The sequence below is a fragment of the Marichromatium gracile genome, assembly GCF_004343155.1.
Taxonomy (GTDB): domain Bacteria; phylum Pseudomonadota; class Gammaproteobacteria; order Chromatiales; family Chromatiaceae; genus Marichromatium; species Marichromatium gracile.
In genome coordinates this window covers 138,309-157,966 of the sequence record NZ_SMDC01000005.1, presented here as the reverse complement: position 1 = coordinate 157,966, position 19,658 = coordinate 138,309, and the positions used below count along the sequence as shown (strand labels likewise).

Below are 19,658 nucleotides of genomic sequence, written 5' to 3'. Positions count from 1 at the left end.
ATGAGCGCCGATCGAGGCGATCAGAGCACCGGACACATGACGCCTTCGCCTTGCTGGGCACGCTACGCTTTGCCCAGCCTACGGGGTAACCTTACGGACGAGCCAAGATGTCATAGAGGTTCGGAGCATTCGGATGGCCGACTACCGCCGCTGTTTCCAACCCGGGGGCTGTTATTTCTTCACCGTGGTGACCGAGGGACGACGCCCGTTGCTGGTCGCGCACATCGATGCCTTGCGCCGGGCCTTGCGCATGGGGATGGCGCGACGTCCCTTCCAAATCGATGCATTGGTGGTGTTGCCGGATCATCTGCACACCATCTGGCGGCTGCCCGAGGGGGACGCGGACTTTTCGACGCGCTGGATGCATATCAAGCGTTGTTTCTCCACCGCCCTCGACTCCCAGCCGACCTCGCCATCGCGGCAACGATGTCGTGAGACAGGGGTATGGCAACGTCGTTTCTGGGAGCATCTCATCCGTGATGAGCGGGACTGGCGGCGACATATGGACTATGTGCATGGCAACCCCGTCAAGCACGGCTACTGCGCCGCGCCGCGCGATTGGCCGTATAGCTCCTTTCGGCGCTGCGTGAGGGCCGGGTTATACGGCCCGGACTGGGGTGGTGAGGCGCCGGAGGATCTTGGTTGGGATTCCTAGCGTCGGTCGGGCCCGGTGCAGGCTGATCCGTTACCGCGACACATGAAGGTTCGGGACGCCGGGCATGCTGCGCGTTGCCCGGCCTACAAGGGTCCACGCACCATCGTTCGCCGGGTGGGCAAAGTGCAACGTGCCCACCCTGTACGCGCCAGCAATCAAGGAGCAGCGGCAAGACCGGCACACGCCGATCGCGAACGCGATGCGGCGGCCTGTGACCGATGCCGGACATCGGCCACGGGCCTTTGCGAATCAATTGCCTGGGACGCTTACTTCACCTGGAAGATGTCGAAGATGATCGCCTGGTCGTCACCGAAGTCCTGGTGGCCGGGGATGTAGGGCTGGGGCTCGGAGTGATGGACATGGGTCCAGTGGCCTTGGTCGGTGAGCGCGCCGAGGGCCTGTCTGTAGGCGTCGTCGTAGAGGTCGACACGGTGGCTGAGCTGGACGATACCGCCGGGCTTGACCACGCGATGGAACTCGCGCATCAGCCCGGCCATGTTGTCGATATAGGTCAGGGTGCCGATGCACTGGGCGGCGGCGAAGTGGTTCTCGGCGAAGTCCAGCGGCTTGTTGAGATCGACGCGCGCCAGCTCGGCGTAGCAATTGCGCGCCTCGGCTTTCTCCAGCGACTTGGGGGAGTAGTCGACACCGGTGATCGCGGTGTAGCCGAGCTTGCCCAGGTGCAGCCCGGTCAGGCCCACGCCGCAACCGGCGTCGAGGATCGGCTGCGCGGGGTCGATCTGGTGCGACTTGATCGCCTCGGCGGCGAGGCGCGGGGCCTCGTAGCCCATCGACGTCAGGTCGTCCTCGTAGGTCTCGGACCAGCTGTCGTAGTACTGCTCGAGCTCGTCGAGCTTGGCGGCGGTCACACCGATCAGCTTGCTGACATCACGATCGGCCTGATTCATGGACTTGGAGTCGGTCATGGTCTCTCCGTGGTGTTGTGGCAAGCACGAGAAGCGCACTCGCCGTGGTGATTGCCTCGCACGGGTGAGGAGCAATGCGTACCCACGTCCTGAGCATCGCGGATGACGGGCCTCACTTCATTTCGTCAGGGGGCTCTCCCCAACACATTGCAACGGTCGACACATCGCGACGGCGCGCGCAGCCGCATCGCGCGGTCCGTTGGACACGCGCGCTTCCATGGCGTGGACCGAAGACCACGCGCTGACGCCGAGCGACGATTGACATTGGCTGGCCACCCGATTCGCGGGTGGGCACGAGGCGCGAGATTCGCGCGAGACGCCGCATGCGGCGGCGTCGGGGGCCGAGGGCCACGCCACTGGGCGGCGCGGCGACCTGTCGGCGGATCGCGAGGCATGGACCCGAGACCTGAGTCGGGCAGACACGCCACGCGGCGGATACGCGCACTGCTGCGCGAATGGAGACGGGACGTCCCGGCGATCATCGGCGATGACCGAGCCGCCGGATCATCAGCGGAAGCGCGATGGCGCTCCCGCGTGCGTCCTCGGTTGAACGAAAAGACGGTACAGCTTCACGCCAGTGACCTGGGCGATCCGATCAACCGGCGCATGTCCGATTCCGGCGTAGATGGTGCGCGGGGACTGGCCGCGATCACCCTGTCCTGTCACGCCATCACAGGGGTCGAAACAGGCATCCCCGCAACACCCACCGACTTGGTGAGAGCATGGCACCGTGAAGCTGATTTGTGTTTTTTATGATACCGATAAAACGAAGCGACACAAGCAAAGACTTCTCAAGAACCCCCGCAAAATGGCCATAAGACCCTGATAAAAAACAATCAAAAAGATTCGAAACCGAAAAAGTCACGCGCATGGAAAGATCGGCGCGGAACACGTAAAGAGCGCGAACACAAGAGCGCCTCGGCCCCTGAGAGGCTGGATCAGAAGACCATTCACAGCCACGCGGGAACACCTCGCCTCGGACATCGGCCTCCACCCCGGACGGGGTCCGGGGTTTACCCTCCCCGGAGGCATCCCTAGACTGGCCGATTCAGTTCCCGGAGCCAGACGCCATGCACGACACCACCGACGCCCCCACCCGCCAACTGATCGAGGACTGGACCCGGTTGCAGACCGGCACCATCGAACCCGAACGGCTCGCTCGACTCGATCGCGACCAGCCGGAATGGCGCTGCCGGGCCGCGACCCTGGTCGCCGAGAGCCTGTTCGCCTACATCACCCTGGAGATGGTGGCCCCGGATCTGGCCTATCGGCATCGCGACCAGCCCGAGCACGAACCCGAAGCCGGCGAGATCGACGCCCGGCTGGGCGCACACCTGCTCGACTTCCTCGATTATCGCGACGAACTCGCCGAGCGCCGCGCCACCGCCGGAGCCGACTGAGCCGACTGAGTCCAGGCGCGCCGCCAACGCCCCCAGGGCAGCCGCAGCGCCAGCAGCACGCCGAGGATGACGGCATAGATCAGCGGCTCGCGCAGATCGGCCTTGACCAGCCAGAGGAAGTGCAACACCCCGAGCACCGCGATCAGGTAGACGACGCGGTGCAACCGCTTCCAGTTGCGCCGCAGCCGACGCTGCCAGCCACGGGTCGAGGTCAGCGCCAGCACGCTCATCAGCACCAGCGCCACCATGCCGACGATGATGTAGGGCCGCTCGGTCAGATCCTCGACGATCACCGGCCAATCGAGCGCGCGGTCGAGCCACAGATAGACCAGCAGATGGAGCATGCCGTAGAAGAAGGCGAACAGCCCCAGCATGCGCCGCAGCCGGATCGGCCAGGGCCGCCCGAGGGCGCGACTGAGCGGGGTCAGCGCGAGGGTGAGCAGCAGCATCCGCAAGGTCCACAGCCCGCTGCGATGGAGCAGCGTCTCGACCGGATTGGCCCCCAGCGCCAGCCCACCACCGAGCCCCTGCGCCAGGGTCAGCGCCAGCGGCAGCAGACAGAGCAGAAAGACCCCGGGCTTGGCCCAGGCCACCCAGTCGCGCCCGGTCATCAGTAAAAGCGCCTCAGGTCCATGCCGGCATAGAGCCCGGCGACCTCCTCGGCATAGCCGTTGAACGGCAGGGTCTCGCGCCGCTTGGCCAGCCAGCCGCCACCGATCATGCGATGGCTCTTCTGGCTCCAGCGCGGATGGTCGACGGCGGGATTGACGTTGGCATAGAAGCCGTACTCGTCGGGTTGCATCCTGTTCCAGGTCGCCGGCGGCTGCTCGGCGGTGAAGCGGATGCGCACGATCGACTTGATGCTCTTGAAGCCGTACTTCCAGGGCACCACCAGACGCAGCGGCGCGCCGTTCTGGTTCGGCAGGGTCTCGCCATAGAGCCCGGTGGCGAGCAGCGTCAGCGGGTGCATCGCCTCGTCGATACGCAGCCCCTCGCGATAGGGCCAGTCGAGCACCCGACGGCGCTGACCGGGCATCTGCTCGGGGTCGAACAGGGTCTCGAAGGCGACATAGCGCGCCCGCGAGGTCGGCTCGAAACGTGCCAGCAGCTCACCGAGCGGGAAGCCGAGCCAGGGGATCACCATCGACCAGGCCTCGACACAACGCAGCCGATAGATGCGCTCCTGCTGATCGAACCCGCTGAGGATGTCCTCGATGCCGATCTCGCCGGGACGCGCGCACTCGCCGTCGACCACCACCGACCAGGGCCGGGTGCGCAGCCGATGGGCATGCGCCGCCGGGTCCCCCTTGTCGGTCCCGAACTCGTAGAAGTTGTTGTAACCGGTGACGAACTCACGCGGGGTCAGGGGTTCGTCCTCGCCGGGACGCGGATAGGCCGCAGCGACGGCACCGAGCGGCGCCAGCGCCGCCGCGCCCACGCCCAGGGCGGCGCCCTGGATGAAGGTACGACGCGCACGCCACACCTCCGGTGGGGTGATCTCGGAGGACGGGATATCGGCAGGCTTGCGAATCAGCATGACGGAGACTCCTCGGGTCGTCACCCACCCGCCGCCGACGCCCCCGCCACGCCCACCCCGCCAAGGGGTTAGACACCCATAGAGCAGTGGTTTCGAGCGATCCGACGACCGATGGAAGGATTCCCACGAGGTGGGGCAAGCACCGCCTCCGCGCAAGCCCTCATCCTCGATCTAGGATCATCAAACATTTACAAGCCGTTGATAATCAACAAACCGCAAAGACACAAAGGACGCGAAGGGGGAAAGAGCTTCCAGCGATCAGCCTCCAGCCGCCAGTGGCGGTCTGTCCTCAACCACTGGCGCAAGGCACAGCGGGCCTATTGAAGATCGCGCTACCGTCGAGTACAGCTCCCACTGGCGGCTGACGACTGGAGGCCGGAGGCTTAAAACCCCTTTGCGCCCTTGGTGTCTTCGTGGTTGAAGATTTTGTCTCTTCGCGGTTCAAGCCCCAGGCGGCCGCCGCGACCACCAGGCGGCGAGCAGCGCGCCGGAGAGGTTGTGCCAGATCGAGAACAGCGCACCGGGCAGTGCCGCGGCGGCGGAGAAGGACTTGATCGCGAGCGCCACGGCGAGCCCCGAGTTCTGCATCCCGACCTCGATCGCCAGGGTCCGCGCCCGCGCCTCGCCCTGCCCCAGCAGGCGCGCCAGCGTATACCCCAGACTCAATCCGGTGAGGTTGTGCAGCACCACGGCGAGCGCGACCAGCGGCCCGAGGGTGACGAGCTGGTCGTGATTGAGCGCCACGATCACCGCGATGATGAACACGATGGCCGCCACCGAGATCAGCGGGAAGACCCGCTCGAACATCGCCAGCCGCGCCCCCAGCAGCCGGTTGACCAGCACCCCGAGGGCGACCGGCACCAGCACGATGCGCAGGATCGACCAGAACATGTCGAGGGCGGGCACCGCGACCCGCTCGCCGACATAGAGCAGGGTGAGCACGGGCGTGAGCACCACCGCGAGCAGGGTCGAGACCGTGGTCAGGGTGATCGAGAGCGCGAGATCGCCGCGCGCCAGATAGCAGATGACGTTGGAGGCGGTACCACCGGGGGCGGCGCCGACCAGTACCAGCCCGGCGAGGAGTTGCGGCGGCAGACCGAGGGCGAGTCCGATCGCCCAGGCCGCAAACGGCATCAGCAGGTATTGCAGGACCACGCCCAGGCCGATGACCCCGGGGCGACGCAACACCGCGCTGAACTGGCCCGGACTCAGGGTCGCGCCCATGCCGAACATCACCACCCCGAGCAGCGGCACGATACCGGGCTTGAGCGCGGCCAAGGGGTCTGGAAAGGTGAGCGCCAGCAGGCTTGCGGCCAGCGCCCAGAGCGGAAACAGCGTGGTGATTCGATCCATGACGGGGACCCCGCGCCGGGCGCGGGGCCGAACGGATCAGGCCGAGGCGGCCAGGGCCTGATCGAGATCGGCGATGATGTCGTCGATGTGCTCGATGCCGACCGAGAGTCGGATCAGGTCCTCGCTGACCCCGGCGCGCGCCATCTCTTCGGGCGAGAGCTGGCGGTGGGTGGTGGTGGCCGGGTGGCAGGCGAGCGTCTTGGAGTCGCCGATGTTGACCAGCCGCACGGTGAGCTTGAGCGCGTCGATGAAGCGCGCACCGGCATCGCGACCGCCCTTGATGCCGAACGAGAGGATGGCGCTGGCCTTGCCGCCATCCATGTAGCGCTGGATCAGCGGGTAGTCCGGGCTGTCGGGCAGACCGGCATAGCGCACCCAGGCCACGCGCGGGTGGTCCTTGAGATACTGGGCGACGGCCAGGGCGTTCTCGCAGTGACGGTCCATGCGCACCGCCAGGGTCTCGATGCCCTGCAGCACCAGGAAGCTGTTAAATGGCGCGAGCGCCGCCCCCATGTTACGCAGCGGCACCACCCGGGCGCGGGTGATGAAGGCCGCCTCGCCCATGTCCTGGGTGTAGACCACGCCGTGATAGGACGGATCGGGCTGGTTGAGCATCGGGAAGCGCTCGGCGTGCTCGGCCCAGGGGAACTTGCCGGAGTCGACGATCATCCCGGCGATGGTGGTACCGTGACCGGCCATGTACTTGGTCAGGGCGTGGACCACGATATCGGCGCCGTGCTCGAAGGGACGGTGCAGATAGGGCGAGGGCACGGTATTGTCGACGATCAGCGGCACGCCGTGGGCATGGGCCATGTCGGCCATCGCCTGAACGTCGGCGACGTTGCCGGCGGGATTGCCGATCGACTCGCAGAACACCGCCTTGGTCTTGGCATCGACCAGGGCATCCATGGCGGCGATGTCGTTGGGCTCGGCGAAGCGCACCTCGATGCCGAGCCGCGGCAGGGTGTGGGCGAACAGGTTGTAGCTGCCGCCGTAGAGCCGCGAGACGGCGACGATGTTGTCGCCAGCCTGGGCCACGGTGAAGATGGCGTTGGTCACCGCCGACATGCCGGAGGCGAAGGCCAGCGCACCGACCCCACCCTCCATCGCCGTGACCCGACGCTCGAGCACGTCGGTGGTGGGATTCATGATCCGGGTGTAGATATTCCCCGGGACCTTGAGGTCGAACAGATCGGCGCCGTGCTGGGTGTCGTCGAAGGCGTAGCTGGTGGTCTGGTAGATCGGGGTCACCACCGACTTGGTGGTGGGATCGGGTTCGAACCCGGCATGAATGGCAAGAGTTTCGAGTTTCATGGCGCTTCCTGTTGAATGGTCTCGTGAATCGCCCACGAGCGACGGCCGCCATCGGTCGCCGAACCGAGAATCTTATCCGCGTGATCGACAGGCTGTCGATCGGCCCGGGTCGGCGCGGGAGGCGTCAACGACCCCGGCCCCACCCAACAACGACAAGGACCAGGAGGAGATCCCGGCATGATCGAAATCAGACACCGCGACAGTGGCGAGGTGCTGGCGGAAATCGAGCGCGACACTCTCGTCGGCGCCGACCTGCGCGACATGCGGCTCGACGGCGCCGATCTCTCGGGGCTCGATCTCAGCGGCGCCGACCTCAGCGCCAGCGATCTGGTCGGCGCCCGGCTGCACGGGACCTGCCTGCGCGAGGCGATCCTGGTCGGCGCGCAGCTGCGCGCGGCCGATCTCGCCGAGGCCAACCTGACGCGCGCCCGGCTCGGGGCCGAGCGCCCGTCGCGCGCGGCGATGCTCAACGCCGCACGACTGGCCGGGGCCGATCTCAGCGGCGCCGACCTGCGCAACGTCGAGCTGCGCCAGGCCGATCTCGCCGGGGCCACCCTCGCCCATGCCGACCTGCGCGGCGCCGACTTCCAGGGCGCCAACCTGGTCCGGGTGCGCGCCCATCGCGCGCTCCTGATCAAGGCCAACCTCGCCGAGGCCGATCTCAGCGGCGCCGATCTGCGCGACAGTCATCTCAACGACGCCAACCTCACCCGCGCCCGGCTCTGCGAGGCCGATCTCGGCAGCGCCTTCAGCGACGGCTTCACCGTGCTCAATCTCGCCAATCTCGAAGGCGCCGATCTGCGCGGCGCGCGGCTCTGCCATGCCTCGGCGCAGGACGCCAACTTCCGCTACGCCGATCTCACCGACGCCGATCTCACCGATGCGGTGCTCGGCGGCGCCATCCTCCATCGCGCCGATCTCACCGGCGCCGACTTCACCCGGGTGGAGCTGGCGAGCGTCACCCTGGAATTCGCCAACGTCTCCAAGGCGCGCAACGCCCAGGTGCCCTCCTACAAGAAGAACCTGCGCTGAGCCCGATACGGGCGCCGGCGGCGATCCACCGGCGCCCGACTTTGCGATACACTCGAACGCCACCCCACAGGGATCGAGCCGCCCGATGGCGGTATCAGGAGTGCCCGCATGCCGTATTTCGTCTACAGCATCACCCAGCAGCCGCTCAAGCTCGAACACCTCGACACCTTCGAGCACTACCAGGACGCCCGCGCCCTGGTGCGCAGCCGCCGCCAGGCCGCAGAGGCCCCGCCGGGCGTCGACTACCGGCTGATCTTCGCCGCCCAGCAGGCCGAGGCCGAGCGACTGCTCTCGACCCCGCGCGACGAGCGCGTCATCGGCGAGGACTGAGCACAGCGCCGCTGGCCGTCCACCTCAGTCCTCACCCGGTACGCTCGAGATGGTCACGTGCACCGGGCGCTCGGCCCACAGATACTGCAATACCTTGCGCACATAGGCCTGGGTCTCGGCATAGGGCGGGATCTTGCGCCCGTGCTTGAGCACCGCACCCTCGCCGGCGTTGTAGCCGGCCAGGGCCAGACGCAGGTCGTTGTCGAAGAGATCCAGCAGATCGCGCAGATAGGCCGCGCCGCCGCTGACGTTGTCGGCCGGATCGAAGCTGTCGGCGACGCCGTAGCGCGCCGCCGTGGCCGGCATCAACTGCATCAGCCCCTGGGCGCCCGCCGATGAGACGGCGCGCGGATCATAGGCCGACTCGGCGCGGATCACCGCGTGCAGCAACGCCGGCGAGAGTCCGTGACGGCGCGCGTTGGCCGAGACCAACGCCTCGTAGCGCGCGCGCCGGGCCCGCAATGAGCGGCTGAGCGGCTTGGACTCGCCCCTGGGCGAGCGCTCGATCTGCAGCTGCGAGAACCTGGAGCGGTTCTCCTCGGCGAGCTGACCGGACTCACGGTGCCACTGCAAGCGGTACTGTCCACCCTTGAGCGGCACATCGGTGAAATAGACGTTGCCGTGTGCGTCGGCATATTTGTAGACGTCGGCCATCGCGATCGGCACGCCCCCCCAGCACAGCAGCCAAACACCCCCGCCGAAGGCACCAAACAGCATCTGCCACACCTTCACGCGCGCTGATTTATCAATGCGTTGCGCCGACATCATGCGCCTCCCTGAAGTGAGTCCGACGACCATCGTCGCCACACCTGGGTTGACGTTCAGTCCCCGAGCCGGATGGCAGGGATCTCTGCGCGTTTCAGTCATGAAACAACAATCTTCACCGCCATTCAACCACGACTTCTCCAGCGAATGAAAAACAGCAAAGCGCAAAAAAATATTCTTCGAAAAACCTGTCAGAAAACCAAAAAAGAAATCATGCAGAATGAGAGAAACAACATCAACTCAAAAAGCTGTTAAAGCAATTCCTCAAAACCATCAAAAACAGCAACTTGAGACAACAAAGCGAAACTCAAAAAAGCTTCAAAAATGACGAGCAAAAGAACTTCGAGTAGATTCGAGTACCTGAATTAACAAATCACTTCATTTATTAAAACCCAAAAACAGAAAAAACAACAACAAGACCTTACCAATAACACCTAATGTTATTTCTCAGGTTCTCAAATAATCATTATTTGGCAATCTCCATTTGACTCAATCGGCCGCATGGATATAATGAAAACCCCATGGAGCGGGCACATGCACAGGATGTCGACGTCACTTCGGGCTGCTCGCCCGCTCCCAGCTGCACCACTGTCGAACGCAATGCCGTCATTTACACGTCATGCGTTCACGCTGGATGCATTAGGGAAAAATCTTCGCCATACAATCCGTTGAACATCATGTACCGGGGGGGAACATGAACAGACGCCATTTCCTGGGGCTCGCCCTATCGACCGCAGCTGCGCCCGTACTGGCCAAGTCGCCGAGCGAGCGCCCGCGGGTGCTATCCCTGCACCACATGCACACGGACGAGAAGATCGCCGTCACCTATCGCATCGGGGATCGCTACCAACGCGCAGCGCTGAACAAGCTCAATCACTTCTTCCGCGACTTCCGCACCGACGACATCGTCGCCATCGACCCGCAACTCTTCGACATCCTCTACGACGTCAAGCTGCGTCTCGGCGACCCCGACGCCACCTACCAGATCCTCAGCGCCTACCGCTCGCCCCGCACCAATGCGATGCTGCGCCGCACCTCGCGCGGCGTCGCCAAGAAGAGCCTGCACATGACCGGACAGGCCGTCGACGTCCGCTTCCCCGACCTCTCCATCCGCCATCTGCGCGATACCGCCGTCGCGCTCGGTCGTGGCGGTGTCGGTTACTACCCGCGCTCGAACTTCGTCCATCTCGACACCGGCACGGTGCGTCGCTGGGGCGCCTGAGGCCACGAAGCCCGGACGGCGCTCGCCCCCGAGGGGGACGGGCGCCGCCGGCAGACCGCCCGCCGGGGGCGCTCCACGCCCCGGCAGTAAGCCACAAAGTTCGCAAGGGTATACCCGAAGCCGCGACAGCTCAACCGAGCACGCGGAAACTCACGTTCAGCTCGGGCAGATCGACATCGGCGAGCGCCAGCTTGAGGGTGTCGTTGAGCGCCAGCCGCTCACGGGTCCGTATCCGCGCCTCCAGCGCCAGCTCGGGCACCAGCACCACCGCCCTGCGCTCCTCCAGACCGACCACCACGCCCTCGCCCCGCCATCCGGGGTTGTTACGCAGATAGACCAGCTTCCAGTGCTGATTGGAGAGTCGCTCGCCGCGGCGCACCGCAGCGGCGGCCAGCTCCGCCTGCGCGACCCGCTCGACCACCTGCTCGCGATCGAGCGGCGTCGCGCCGGCGAGCCAGGCCCGCAGCTGCTGATGGACCAGCAGGTCGGAATAACGACGCAGCGGGCTGGTGGCGCGGGTATAGAGCGCCAGCCCCAAGCCGGCGTGAAGATCGGGCTCACACAGCAAGCGGGTCGGCTTGAAGCAGCGCCGGCGCGCATACATGCTCGCCAGGTCGCTGGCCTCCTCGGCCGGATCCGGTGCGGCCTGGGTGGCGAAGGGGATCGCCAGGCCGTGCTCGAGACAGAGCCGCGCGGCGGCCTCGCCAGCCATCAGCATGGCATCGGTGACCAGCTCGCGACTCTCGAGCCGCGGCAGTGAGCGGATCCGCACCTCGCCGTTCTCGACACGCACACTGACCTCGGGCAACGCCAGTCGGGTGGCGCCATTGGTCTGGCGACGGGCATGAAAACGCGCAATCGTGGCGCGCAACGCGGCAAAGGGCGCCTCATCGAGGCGTCGCTCGACCTCGGTATAGGTCAGGCGCTGCACCCTGACCCAGCTGCGATGGACCTCGATGTCGTGCAGCTCGCCCTGCTCGTCGCAACGCATGGCGAAGGAGAGCGCCGGCGAGACCGGCTGCAACCCGAGCCCGAGCCGGGTGGTGGTCTCGGGCGGGAGCATCTTGACCATGCCCTCGGGCAGATAGAGGTTGGCACCCCGGCTGCGCGCCTCGAGATCAAGCGGACCGTCCGGCGCGACCAGGGCACCGACATCGGCCACGTGGACCCAGACCCGCTCGCCATCGAGACTCAGGGCGTCGTCCGGGTCCTCGTTGCCCTCGTCGTCGATGGCGAAGGCCTCGAGATGGGTGAGATCGAGCCGCGGCTCGTCCTCGTCCAGCGCCGGCACCGCGAGCGCGGCGTCCTCCCCGGGCACGCCGCGGCGCGCCGGATAGGGATTGTGGTTGGCCGGCCAGTAGGCGACCTCGACCAGCGCGCGATGGGCGTGCTCCGGGGTCTGCGGATAACCGAGCGCCTCGAGGATACGGCTGCGTTCGGTCTGCCCCAGCGCCAGCCGCTCGACCTCGGCGAGTCGTCCGCGATCCTCCGCGGTCGGGGTGGCCGCACGCATGCGCTCGAGAAAGGCCTTCCAGTCACGCTCGGCGGCGGCCTTGGCCTCGCGCTCGGCGCGATCGCGCTCGACCTCGGCACGCGAGCGCACCGCGATCGACTCGGGGGTGCCGCAGAAACGCAGCCCCTCGGCAACCAGCAACCAGCTTGCCCAGGCCGTCACCGGGGTGAACTCGGCGAAGGCCAGCTCGGCGAGATCCTCGAGCGTGGTCTGCTCGCCCTCGAGCAGCTCCCAGGCGTCCTCCACCGCGCCTTCGGGGCGCGTCTCGAGTTCACCGAGCGAACGCAACGGCCCCGGATGCAGCAGCACGATGTCCTTGGGACGCACGCGCTTGGTACTGCCGCCGTCGAGCTGGATCTCGATCTTGTCGCCGACGCCGAGGACGCGGGCCGGATGGGTCTTGTAGAGCACCAGACTGTCTACGGGCGGGGTCGCTTGATATCTCGACAAGGGGCTGATCTCTCCATATGGACGGGGCCGCACGAACGAGCGCGCAGGCTCCCTGCTGGCTTCGGGTTGTGGGTGCCGACGATGGCGAAGACGGTCGCCCGGCGCGACCGTCTCCCGGGCGGCATGCAAGCCGCCGGGGTTGTCTCGGGCACGCTTCGGTCGCATAAGGATTGGCAAGTTCCCAATCAGCAACCGAAGGTTCCCAAGGCAGGGGTTGATGATGACGCAATGGCGAGACTTTCTCGACGCACACGGCGCCCGGTTCGACGATCTCGGTCAGGCGCACTTTCCCGAACACCCGACCGGCGAGGCATGCCGACTGTTCGCGCTCACCCAGTTCGATGTCCTGCTGGCCCGGGGCGAGGATGCCGCGGACTTCCTCCAGGGGCAACTCACCAACGATGTACGCGAACTCTCCGCCGAGCACACCCAGCTCACCGCGCTCTGTACCCAGAAGGGACGCGTACTGGCCTGCGGCCGGCTGATCGCGCTCGACGAGATCCGGGCGCTGCTGCTGCCCGCCGAGCGCATCGAGACGACGCTTGCCCATCTGCGGCGCTATGTGCTGCGTAGCCGCGTGCGGCTCGAGGCCGCCGGCGACCAGTTGGTCGTGCTCGGCCTGGCCGGCACCGAGGCGCCGGCGCTGCTCGAACGGCTCGAGCTGGCGGTGCCGGCGCACGCCAACGGACTCGCGCAGCGCGACGGGGTTGCGGTCATCGCCCTGCCCGACGCCACACCACGCTATCTGCTGCTCGCCGAGCTCGAACGTGCGCGCGGGCTGTGGGAGGCGCTGGCCGCGCACGCCACACCGAGCGACGGCGCGATCTGGCGACGGCTCGACATCCGCGCCGGGCTGCCCAGCGTCCATGCCGGGACCGCCGAGGCCTTCATCCCGCAGATGCTCAATCTGCAACTGATCGACGGGGTGAGCTTCAACAAGGGGTGCTACACCGGACAGGAGGTCGTCGCCCGGATGCATCACCTGGGCAAACTCAAGCGCCGCATGTATCGCGCCACCCTCACCCTCGAGCCGGCCGAGGCGCCGGCGCCGCAGCCGGGCGACGTCCTGTTCGCGGCGGCGAGCAGCTCGGGTCAGGCCAGCGGTCGGGTGGTCGACGCCGCGCCACACGGCGCCGGGCGCTACGAACTGCTGGTGGTCCTCGAGATCGCGATCGCCGAGCATGGCGAGGCGCGGCTCGGCGAGCACGGGCCGGTGCTGAAGGTTCAGCCCCTGCCCTATGCCCTCGAACCCGCGGCCTGAGGAGGCGGTTCGGTAGCTCAGGCCGCCGAACCGCGCCCCTCGGGACGCATGTGCGGGAACAGCAGCACGTCGCGGATCGACGGGGCGTCGGTGAACAGCATCACCAGCCGGTCGATGCCGATGCCCTCGCCCGCGGTCGGCGGCATGCCGTGCTCGAGCGCACGCACATAGTCGGCGTCGTAGTACATCGCCTCGAGATCCCCGGCCTCCTTCTCCTCGACCTGCTTGCGGAAGCGCTCGGCCTGGTCCTCGGCGTCGTTGAGCTCGGAGAAGCCATTGGCCAGCTCGCGCCCGCCGACGAAGAACTCGAAACGGTCGGTAACGAAGGGGTTGGCGTCGTTGCGCCGCGCCAGCGGCGAGACCTCGGTCGGGTACTCGGTGATGAAGGTCGGGTCCATCAGTTGGTGTTCGGCAGTGTGCTCGAACAGCTCGATCTGCACCTTGCCCAGGCCCCAGCCCGGCTTGACCGCGAGACCCATCCCCTCGGCGACGCGACGCGCGGCATCGAGATCATCGATGTCGGCGGCGCCGAGCTCGGGGTTGAAGTGGAGGATCGCCTCGCGCACCGTCATCCGCGCGAACGGCTTGCCGAAGTCGTAGCTCGCGCCCTGGTAGTCGATGGTGGTACGCCCGAGCACGCGCTCGGCCATCGCCCGCAGCATCGCCTCGGTGAGATCCATCAGGTCGCGATAGTCGGCATAGGCCTGATAGAACTCGAGCATGGTGAACTCGGGGTTGTGCCGGGTCGAGAGCCCCTCGTTGCGGAAGTTGCGGTTGATCTCGTAGACCTTCTCGAAACCGCCGACCACCAGTCGCTTGAGGAACAGCTCGGGGGCGATGCGCAGAAACAGGTCCATGTCGAGCGCGTTGTGATGGGTGATGAAGGGACGCGCCACGGCGCCGCCCGGGATCACCTGCATCATCGGGGTCTCGACCTCGAGATAGCCGCGGGCGTTGAGATACTCGCGGATGAATTGCACGATCGCGGTACGCACCCGGAAGGTCTCGCGGGTGGTGGCGTTCATGATCAGGTCGAGATAGCGCTGGCGGTAACGGCTCTCCATGTCGGTGAGGCCGTGGAACTTCTCCGGCAGCGGACGCAGCGACTTGGTCAGCAGGCGCACGCTGTCGCACTTGACCGACAGCTCGCCGGTGCGGGTGCGGAAGAGCACGCCCTCGACGCCGAGGATGTCGCCGAGGTCGAGGTCGCGCTTGAACGCCTGATAGGCGTCGGTACCGAGCTGGTCGCGCTGCACGAACAGCTGGATGCGTCCGCTCATGTCCTGGATGTGGACAAAGCTTGCCTTGCCCATCACCCGGCGGCTCATCAGTCGGCCGCCGAGGCGCACGCGCACCGGCTGCGCCTCGAGCGCCTCGCCGTCGACCTCGGCATAACGCTCGAGCAGGTCGGCGGCGAGGGCGTCGCGACGGAAGTCGTTGGGGAAGGCCACCCCCGCCTCGCGCAGCGCGGCGAGCTTCTCGCGCCGCTGCGCGATCAGCTTGTTCTCGTCGGCGTCGACGGCGGGCTGTTGTGCCTGTTCGGTCATCTGGGTCTCCGGGTCGTCACAGGCCGCTCTTGAGGCTGGCCTCGATGAAGGGGTCGAGGTTACCGTCGAGGACCGACTGGGTGTTGCCGATCTCGACGCCGGTGCGCAGATCCTTGATCCGCGACTGGTCGAGCACGTAGGAGCGGATCTGGCTGCCCCAGCCGATGTCGGACTTGCTGTCCTCCAGCGCCTGCTGACTGGCCTGACGCTTCTGCATCTCCAGCTCGTAGAGCTTGGCGCGCAGCTGCTTCATCGCCTGATCCTTGTTCTTGTGCTGCGAACGGTCGTTCTGGCACTGGGTGACGATGCCGGTCGGGTTATGGGTGATACGCACCGCCGACTCGGTCCGGTTGACGTGCTGACCGCCGGCGCCGCTGGCGCGATAGACGTCGATGCGCAGATCCGCCGGATTGATCTCGATGTCGACGGTGTCGTCGATCTCGGGGGAGACGAACACCGAGGCGAACGAGGTGTGACGGCGGTTGCCCGAGTCGAACGGCGACTTGCGCACCAAGCGGTGCACGCCGGTCTCGGTGCGCAGCCAGCCGAAGGCGTACTCGCCCTCGAACTTGATGGTGGCAGACTTGATGCCCGCGACCTCGCCGGCCGATGCCTCCATCAGCTCGGTCTTGAAGCCACGACGCTCGCCCCAGCGCAGATACATCCGCAACAGCATCTCCGACCAGTCCTGGGCCTCGGTGCCGCCGGATCCGGCCTGGATGTCGACGAAGGCGTTGTTGGCATCCATCTCGCCCGAGAACATGCGACGGAACTCGAGTTCGGCGACCCGGGCCTCGTAACCGGCGAGATCGGCCTCGAGCGCGGCGACGGTGTCGGCGTCCTCCTCCTCGACGGCCATCGCCAGCAGGTCATCGGCGTCGGCCAGCCCCGAGGTGAGTTCATCGATGGTCACCACCACCGCCTCCAGGGTGGCGCGCTCACGACCGAGTGCCTGAGCGCGATCGGGCTCGTTCCAGACGTCGGGGTCCTCGAGTTCGCGCAGGACCTCGGTCAGGCGTTCTTGACGGCCATCGTAGTCAAAGATACCCCCTAAGGGACTGCAGGCGTCCCTTCAGGTCATTGATCTGCGAGGCGATCGGATTGATATCGAGCATGCGGCGCTCCAGCGGGTAAAACGTCTAATGATAATTCCTCAGCGCCAGCCAACGCCACCCCGGAACCGGCCTGCCCGGCGAGCGCCGACACCGCAGGCCGCGATCGACCACCAACGTACACACACCGACAGCGGCCGCGGCGCACAGCGGTCGCATCGCCCCGCCCCTCATGGAACGGCACCCGGGCGACGCTCTCCGGCATCGATCTCCGGGGTCATCTAGAGCCGCTCGCCAACATGCAGTCTTCGCGCCACTCAGACCCCGAGATCGGTCCTGTCATCAGCCTGCAATCCAGCGCCAGCTGGCTATACTGCAAGGTAAGGCAATCAACCGGATCCGACCCTAGCCATGGCACGTCTACCAAGATTCGTCCTGCCCGGTTACCCGCAGCACGTCATCCAGCGCGGCAACAACCGTCAGCGTATCCTCTTCGAGGAAGATGACTACTGGTTCATCTGGGAGAAGCTCAAGGCGGCGACCGAGAAGTTCCAGTGCTCGATCCACGCCTATGTGCTGATGCCGAACCACTTTCATCTGTTGCTGACCCCACACCAGGAAAACGGCATCGGCAAGCTCATGCAGTATGTCGGGCGCTATTACGTCCAATACTTCAACGCCCGTTACGAACGTACCGGCACCCTCTGGGAGGGTCGCTATCGCGCCACCCTGCTCGACCCCAAGGATTATCTGCTCCCCGTCTCGCTCTATATCGAGTCGAACGCGGTGCGCGCCGGTCTGGTCGATCACCCGGCCGATTACGGCTGGTCGAGCCACGGCGCCAACGCGCTCGGCGAGGACGATCCGCTGACCACTCCGCACACCGAATACAACCGGCTCGGACGCAGCATGAAGGCCAGACGCGAGCACTATGCGCGACTGGCCGAGACCCCCGTCGGCGAGCCACTGCTCGGGCGCATCCGCGACTCCACCAACAAGGCCTGGGTACTCGGCGACGACGCCTTCTGCACACGCATCGCCAGCGCCCTCAACCGTCGCCCGCAGCCCCGCCCCCGGGGCGGCGATCGGCGCTCGGCGGCCTATCGGCGACGCGCGGCCGCTGCGGCCGCAACGCAATGAGCACCATCGAGATCCACCGCCCCGACCCCGGGGCGGAGTACTTCTTCGAGGAAGGCTGCTTCATTCTCGAGACCTGGAACCGGGCCGATGACCCCGAGGTCTCGATCGCGCGCGCCCGGGTCGCACCCGGCACCGCCACCCGTCTGCATCGGCTCGCGGCCACCACCGAGCGCTATCTGATCCTCCGCGGCAGCGGACGCATCGCGCTCGACGACGGCACCGACCGGGATGTCGGACCCGGCGACCTGGTCCGCATCCCTGCCGCCACCCCCCAGCGCATCGCCAACACCGGCACCGATGATCTGGTCTTTCTCGCCATCTGTACCCCGCGCTTCCGCCCCGAGGTCTATCAGGACATCGACCCGGCACCGCGCGACTGACCCCGGAGATTCGTATGCGAGCGCCCTCGCCCCAGTCCGCCGCAACCATCGCCGAGGTGTTCGGTCTCTACGACCCACCGCTGTGGCTGGTCACCGCCAGCGATGGCACGCACCGAGGTGGCTTCATCGCCAGCTCGGTGACCCGCGCCTCGATCGTCCATGAGGCGCCCCGACTCCTGCTCACCGTCGCCCGTCATCATCACACCTGGGGGTTGATCGAACGCAGCGGTCGAGCCGTGCTGCACCTGCTGCACGCCGACGATCTCGAGGCGGTGTGGCGCTTCGCTCTGGCGAGCGGGCACCATCACGACAAGTTCGCCGGACTCGAGGTCGCGCGCACCCCAAGCGGTACGCCGCGTTATGGTGCCGCCCTCGCCTGGCTCGACACCGAGGTCGAGCAGCGTCTGGAGATCGGCGATCGCAGTGTCTACCTGCTTGCCGCGCACGATGCCGGACACGCCGGCACGGCGGCGCCGGCGTTGACGGTCTCCGGGCTGGGCCGCGCACCGGATGCACGGCTGGCCGAGCTCGATCGACGCTATGCCGCCGACCGCGCCACCGACGCCGAGGCCATCCGTGCTTGGCGCGCCCGAGCCCACACCGACAGAGACACCCCACCGGCATGACCATCCCCGCACCGCATGATCGCCGCCTGAGGCTGGGCGACGGGCGTCAGCTCGGTTATACCGAATACGGTGTGCCGGACGGTCACCCGGTCTGCTACTGTCACGGATTTCCCAGTTCACGCCAGGAGGCGGGGTTGCTACACCAGGCCGCGCGCATCGAGGGCATTCGTCTGATCGCCCCCGACCGCCCCGGCTACGGGCTCTCCAGCGATCGGCCGGGACGCCAGATCCACGACTGGCCGGCCGATCTTGCCGAGCTGACCGAGCGGCTCGGTATCGACCGCTTCGATCTGATCGGCGTCTCCGGCGGCGGTCCCTATGCGCTGGCCTGCCTCGCCGCCCTGCCCGCGCGGATCGGACGCTGTACGCTGATCTGCCCGCTCGGGCCGATCTATCTCGCGCCGGTCCGTCGCACCATGGCCCCGGGCGTGCGCGCCAGCCTGTCGCTCGCACGCCGTCTCCCGCGCCTGACCAACCGCTTCTACACCGGCCCCATCCCGGCGCTGCTCGCCGCCCGTCCCGAGGTGGTCGCACGGCTGCGCTATCGCAACGCAGCCGCCCCCGATCGCGCCGTGCTCGACCGCCCCGAGGTCACCGCCGCGCTCGATCGCACCATCGTCGACGCGATGCGCGATGGCGCTCACGGCGCCCGGCGCGACCTCCACCTCTACCCGCGTCCCTGGGGCTTCGAGCCAGATCGCGTCGACCGGGCGATCACCCTCTGGCACGGCGATACCGACAACACCGTCCCGGTCGCCCATGCCCATTGGTACGCGCGCCACCTCCCCGACTGTCGCGCACGCATCCTCCACGGCGAGGGGCATTATTCGCTACCGGTCCGTCACGGCCACGGCATCCTCAAGGGGCTGATCACAGTCCATGACTGACACGACAGCAGTCGAGCATCCGCGCCAGCACAGCGCAACGACGCACACAGATCCCACCCCCGGCGACCTCGACCAGCAGGGCCAGACCTGAAAGAAGAAAAAAATCGTGACCGGGGGTTGACGAACCCCGGGGGCGGCATTAATATTTGCAGCCTCTTCGGGGCGCATAGCTCAGCGGGAGAGCACTGCCTTCACACGGCAGGGGTCGGTGGTTCGATCCCACCTGCGCCCACCAAATTCCGCAAAAAAGCCGGCTTCAAGCCGGCTT

General features: G+C 66.8%; 19 protein-coding genes and 1 tRNA gene. 11 read left to right on the top strand and 9 right to left on the bottom strand.

The features are described from left to right. Positions 1-133 precede the first annotated feature (133 nt). Complete coding sequence (locus tag EDC29_RS09620; protein ID WP_123140250.1) at positions 134-655, top strand: REP-associated tyrosine transposase; 522 nt, start codon at positions 134-136, stop codon at positions 653-655. 266 nt (positions 656-921) lie between these two features. Here EDC29_RS09620 and EDC29_RS09615 read toward each other — a convergent pair whose 3' ends face one another. Further along, positions 922-1,581, bottom strand: a complete 660-nt coding sequence (locus EDC29_RS09615; protein ID WP_123140249.1) for a class I SAM-dependent DNA methyltransferase — start codon at positions 1,579-1,581, stop codon at positions 922-924. Positions 1,582-2,651: 1,070 nt separating this feature from the next. On the opposite strand from EDC29_RS09615, the gene EDC29_RS09610 reads away from it, so the two are divergent. Beyond that, on the top strand, positions 2,652-2,981 hold the full coding sequence (locus EDC29_RS09610) for a hypothetical protein (protein WP_123140248.1): 330 nt from the start codon (positions 2,652-2,654) through the stop codon (positions 2,979-2,981). Here EDC29_RS09610 and EDC29_RS09605 read toward each other — a convergent pair. The 4 genes from EDC29_RS09605 to EDC29_RS09590 all read right to left on the bottom strand — a co-directional run bounded on the left by EDC29_RS09605 (position 2,933) and on the right by EDC29_RS09590 (position 7,185). After that, positions 2,933-3,592: a protein-methionine-sulfoxide reductase heme-binding subunit MsrQ gene (locus EDC29_RS09605; RefSeq protein ID WP_132229603.1), complete on the bottom strand. Its 660-nt coding sequence runs from the start codon at positions 3,590-3,592 to the stop codon at positions 2,933-2,935. The two genes, EDC29_RS09610 and EDC29_RS09605, sit on opposite strands and share 49 nt — an antisense overlap. Continuing rightward, the gene (gene msrP / locus EDC29_RS09600; RefSeq protein ID WP_132229601.1) at positions 3,592-4,518 is read right to left on the bottom strand and encodes a protein-methionine-sulfoxide reductase catalytic subunit MsrP; all 927 of its coding nucleotides are present in this window, start codon (positions 4,516-4,518) and stop codon (positions 3,592-3,594) included. The genes EDC29_RS09605 and msrP overlap by 1 nt, the downstream gene beginning before the upstream one ends. Before the next feature lie 441 nt (positions 4,519-4,959). Continuing rightward, positions 4,960-5,871, bottom strand: coding sequence for a bile acid:sodium symporter family protein (locus EDC29_RS09595; RefSeq protein WP_132229599.1), 912 nt, complete (start codon positions 5,869-5,871; stop codon positions 4,960-4,962). A gap of 36 nt (positions 5,872-5,907) precedes the next feature. Continuing rightward, the gene (locus tag EDC29_RS09590) at positions 5,908-7,185 is read right to left on the bottom strand and encodes a bifunctional O-acetylhomoserine aminocarboxypropyltransferase/cysteine synthase (RefSeq protein ID WP_132229597.1); all 1,278 of its coding nucleotides are present in this window, start codon (positions 7,183-7,185) and stop codon (positions 5,908-5,910) included. Between the two features lie 177 nt (positions 7,186-7,362). Here EDC29_RS09590 and EDC29_RS09585 point away from each other — a divergent pair, with 177 nt between their 5' ends. Continuing rightward, positions 7,363-8,217, top strand: coding sequence for a pentapeptide repeat-containing protein (locus EDC29_RS09585; protein WP_132229595.1), 855 nt, complete (start codon positions 7,363-7,365; stop codon positions 8,215-8,217). Between the two features lie 108 nt (positions 8,218-8,325). Beyond that, the gene (locus EDC29_RS09580; protein WP_062276091.1) at positions 8,326-8,547 is read left to right on the top strand and encodes a hypothetical protein; all 222 of its coding nucleotides are present in this window, start codon (positions 8,326-8,328) and stop codon (positions 8,545-8,547) included. 24 nt (positions 8,548-8,571) lie between these two features. Here the strand turns inward: EDC29_RS09580 and EDC29_RS09575 are convergent, their stop codons facing one another. After that, the gene (locus tag EDC29_RS09575; RefSeq protein WP_165913479.1) at positions 8,572-9,264 is read right to left on the bottom strand and encodes a lytic transglycosylase domain-containing protein; all 693 of its coding nucleotides are present in this window, start codon (positions 9,262-9,264) and stop codon (positions 8,572-8,574) included. A 742-nt stretch (positions 9,265-10,006) separates the two neighbouring features. On the opposite strand from EDC29_RS09575, the gene mepK reads away from it, so the two are divergent. After that, entirely contained in the window at positions 10,007-10,534 is a 528-nt protein-coding gene (mepK, locus tag EDC29_RS09570; RefSeq protein WP_123140242.1) for a peptidoglycan L,D-endopeptidase MepK, read from the top strand. A 130-nt stretch (positions 10,535-10,664) separates the two neighbouring features. On the opposite strand, the gene EDC29_RS09565 is transcribed toward mepK, so the two are convergent. Further along, on the bottom strand, positions 10,665-12,497 hold the full coding sequence (locus tag EDC29_RS09565) for an RNB domain-containing ribonuclease (RefSeq protein ID WP_132229593.1): 1,833 nt from the start codon (positions 12,495-12,497) through the stop codon (positions 10,665-10,667). 220 nt (positions 12,498-12,717) lie between these two features. Between EDC29_RS09565 and ygfZ the strand changes: the two genes are divergently transcribed. Beyond that, complete coding sequence (ygfZ, locus tag EDC29_RS09560; RefSeq protein ID WP_223805962.1) at positions 12,718-13,758, top strand: CAF17-like 4Fe-4S cluster assembly/insertion protein YgfZ; 1,041 nt, start codon at positions 12,718-12,720, stop codon at positions 13,756-13,758. A 17-nt stretch (positions 13,759-13,775) separates the two neighbouring features. On the opposite strand, the gene lysS is transcribed toward ygfZ, so the two are convergent. Further along, positions 13,776-15,305: a lysine--tRNA ligase gene (gene lysS, locus EDC29_RS09555; protein ID WP_132229591.1), complete on the bottom strand. Its 1,530-nt coding sequence runs from the start codon at positions 15,303-15,305 to the stop codon at positions 13,776-13,778. Between the two features lie 16 nt (positions 15,306-15,321). Continuing rightward, a protein-coding gene (gene prfB, locus EDC29_RS09550; protein ID WP_123140238.1) for a peptide chain release factor 2 occupies positions 15,322-16,420 on the bottom strand; the annotation gives its coding sequence in 2 pieces (ribosomal slippage) (positions 15,322-16,344 and positions 16,346-16,420; 1,098 coding nt in all). A gap of 348 nt (positions 16,421-16,768) precedes the next feature. Between prfB and EDC29_RS09545 the strand changes: the two genes are divergently transcribed. The 5 genes from EDC29_RS09545 (at position 16,769) to EDC29_RS09525 (ending at position 19,625) form a co-directional block, all read left to right on the top strand. Further along, entirely contained in the window at positions 16,769-17,497 is a 729-nt protein-coding gene (locus tag EDC29_RS09545) for a transposase (protein ID WP_123140237.1), read from the top strand. Beyond that, positions 17,494-17,877, top strand: coding sequence for a cupin domain-containing protein (locus tag EDC29_RS09540; protein ID WP_123140236.1), 384 nt, complete (start codon positions 17,494-17,496; stop codon positions 17,875-17,877). The genes EDC29_RS09545 and EDC29_RS09540 overlap by 4 nt, the downstream gene beginning before the upstream one ends. Before the next feature lie 14 nt (positions 17,878-17,891). Continuing rightward, positions 17,892-18,503, top strand: coding sequence for a flavin reductase family protein (locus tag EDC29_RS09535; RefSeq protein ID WP_123140235.1), 612 nt, complete (start codon positions 17,892-17,894; stop codon positions 18,501-18,503). Further along, on the top strand, positions 18,500-19,390 hold the full coding sequence (locus EDC29_RS09530; protein ID WP_132229589.1) for an alpha/beta fold hydrolase: 891 nt from the start codon (positions 18,500-18,502) through the stop codon (positions 19,388-19,390). Before EDC29_RS09535 ends, EDC29_RS09530 begins: the two co-directional genes overlap by 4 nt. Positions 19,391-19,550: 160 nt before the next feature. After that, positions 19,551-19,625, top strand: a tRNA-Val gene (locus EDC29_RS09525). The last annotated feature ends 33 nt before the right edge of the window (positions 19,626-19,658 follow it).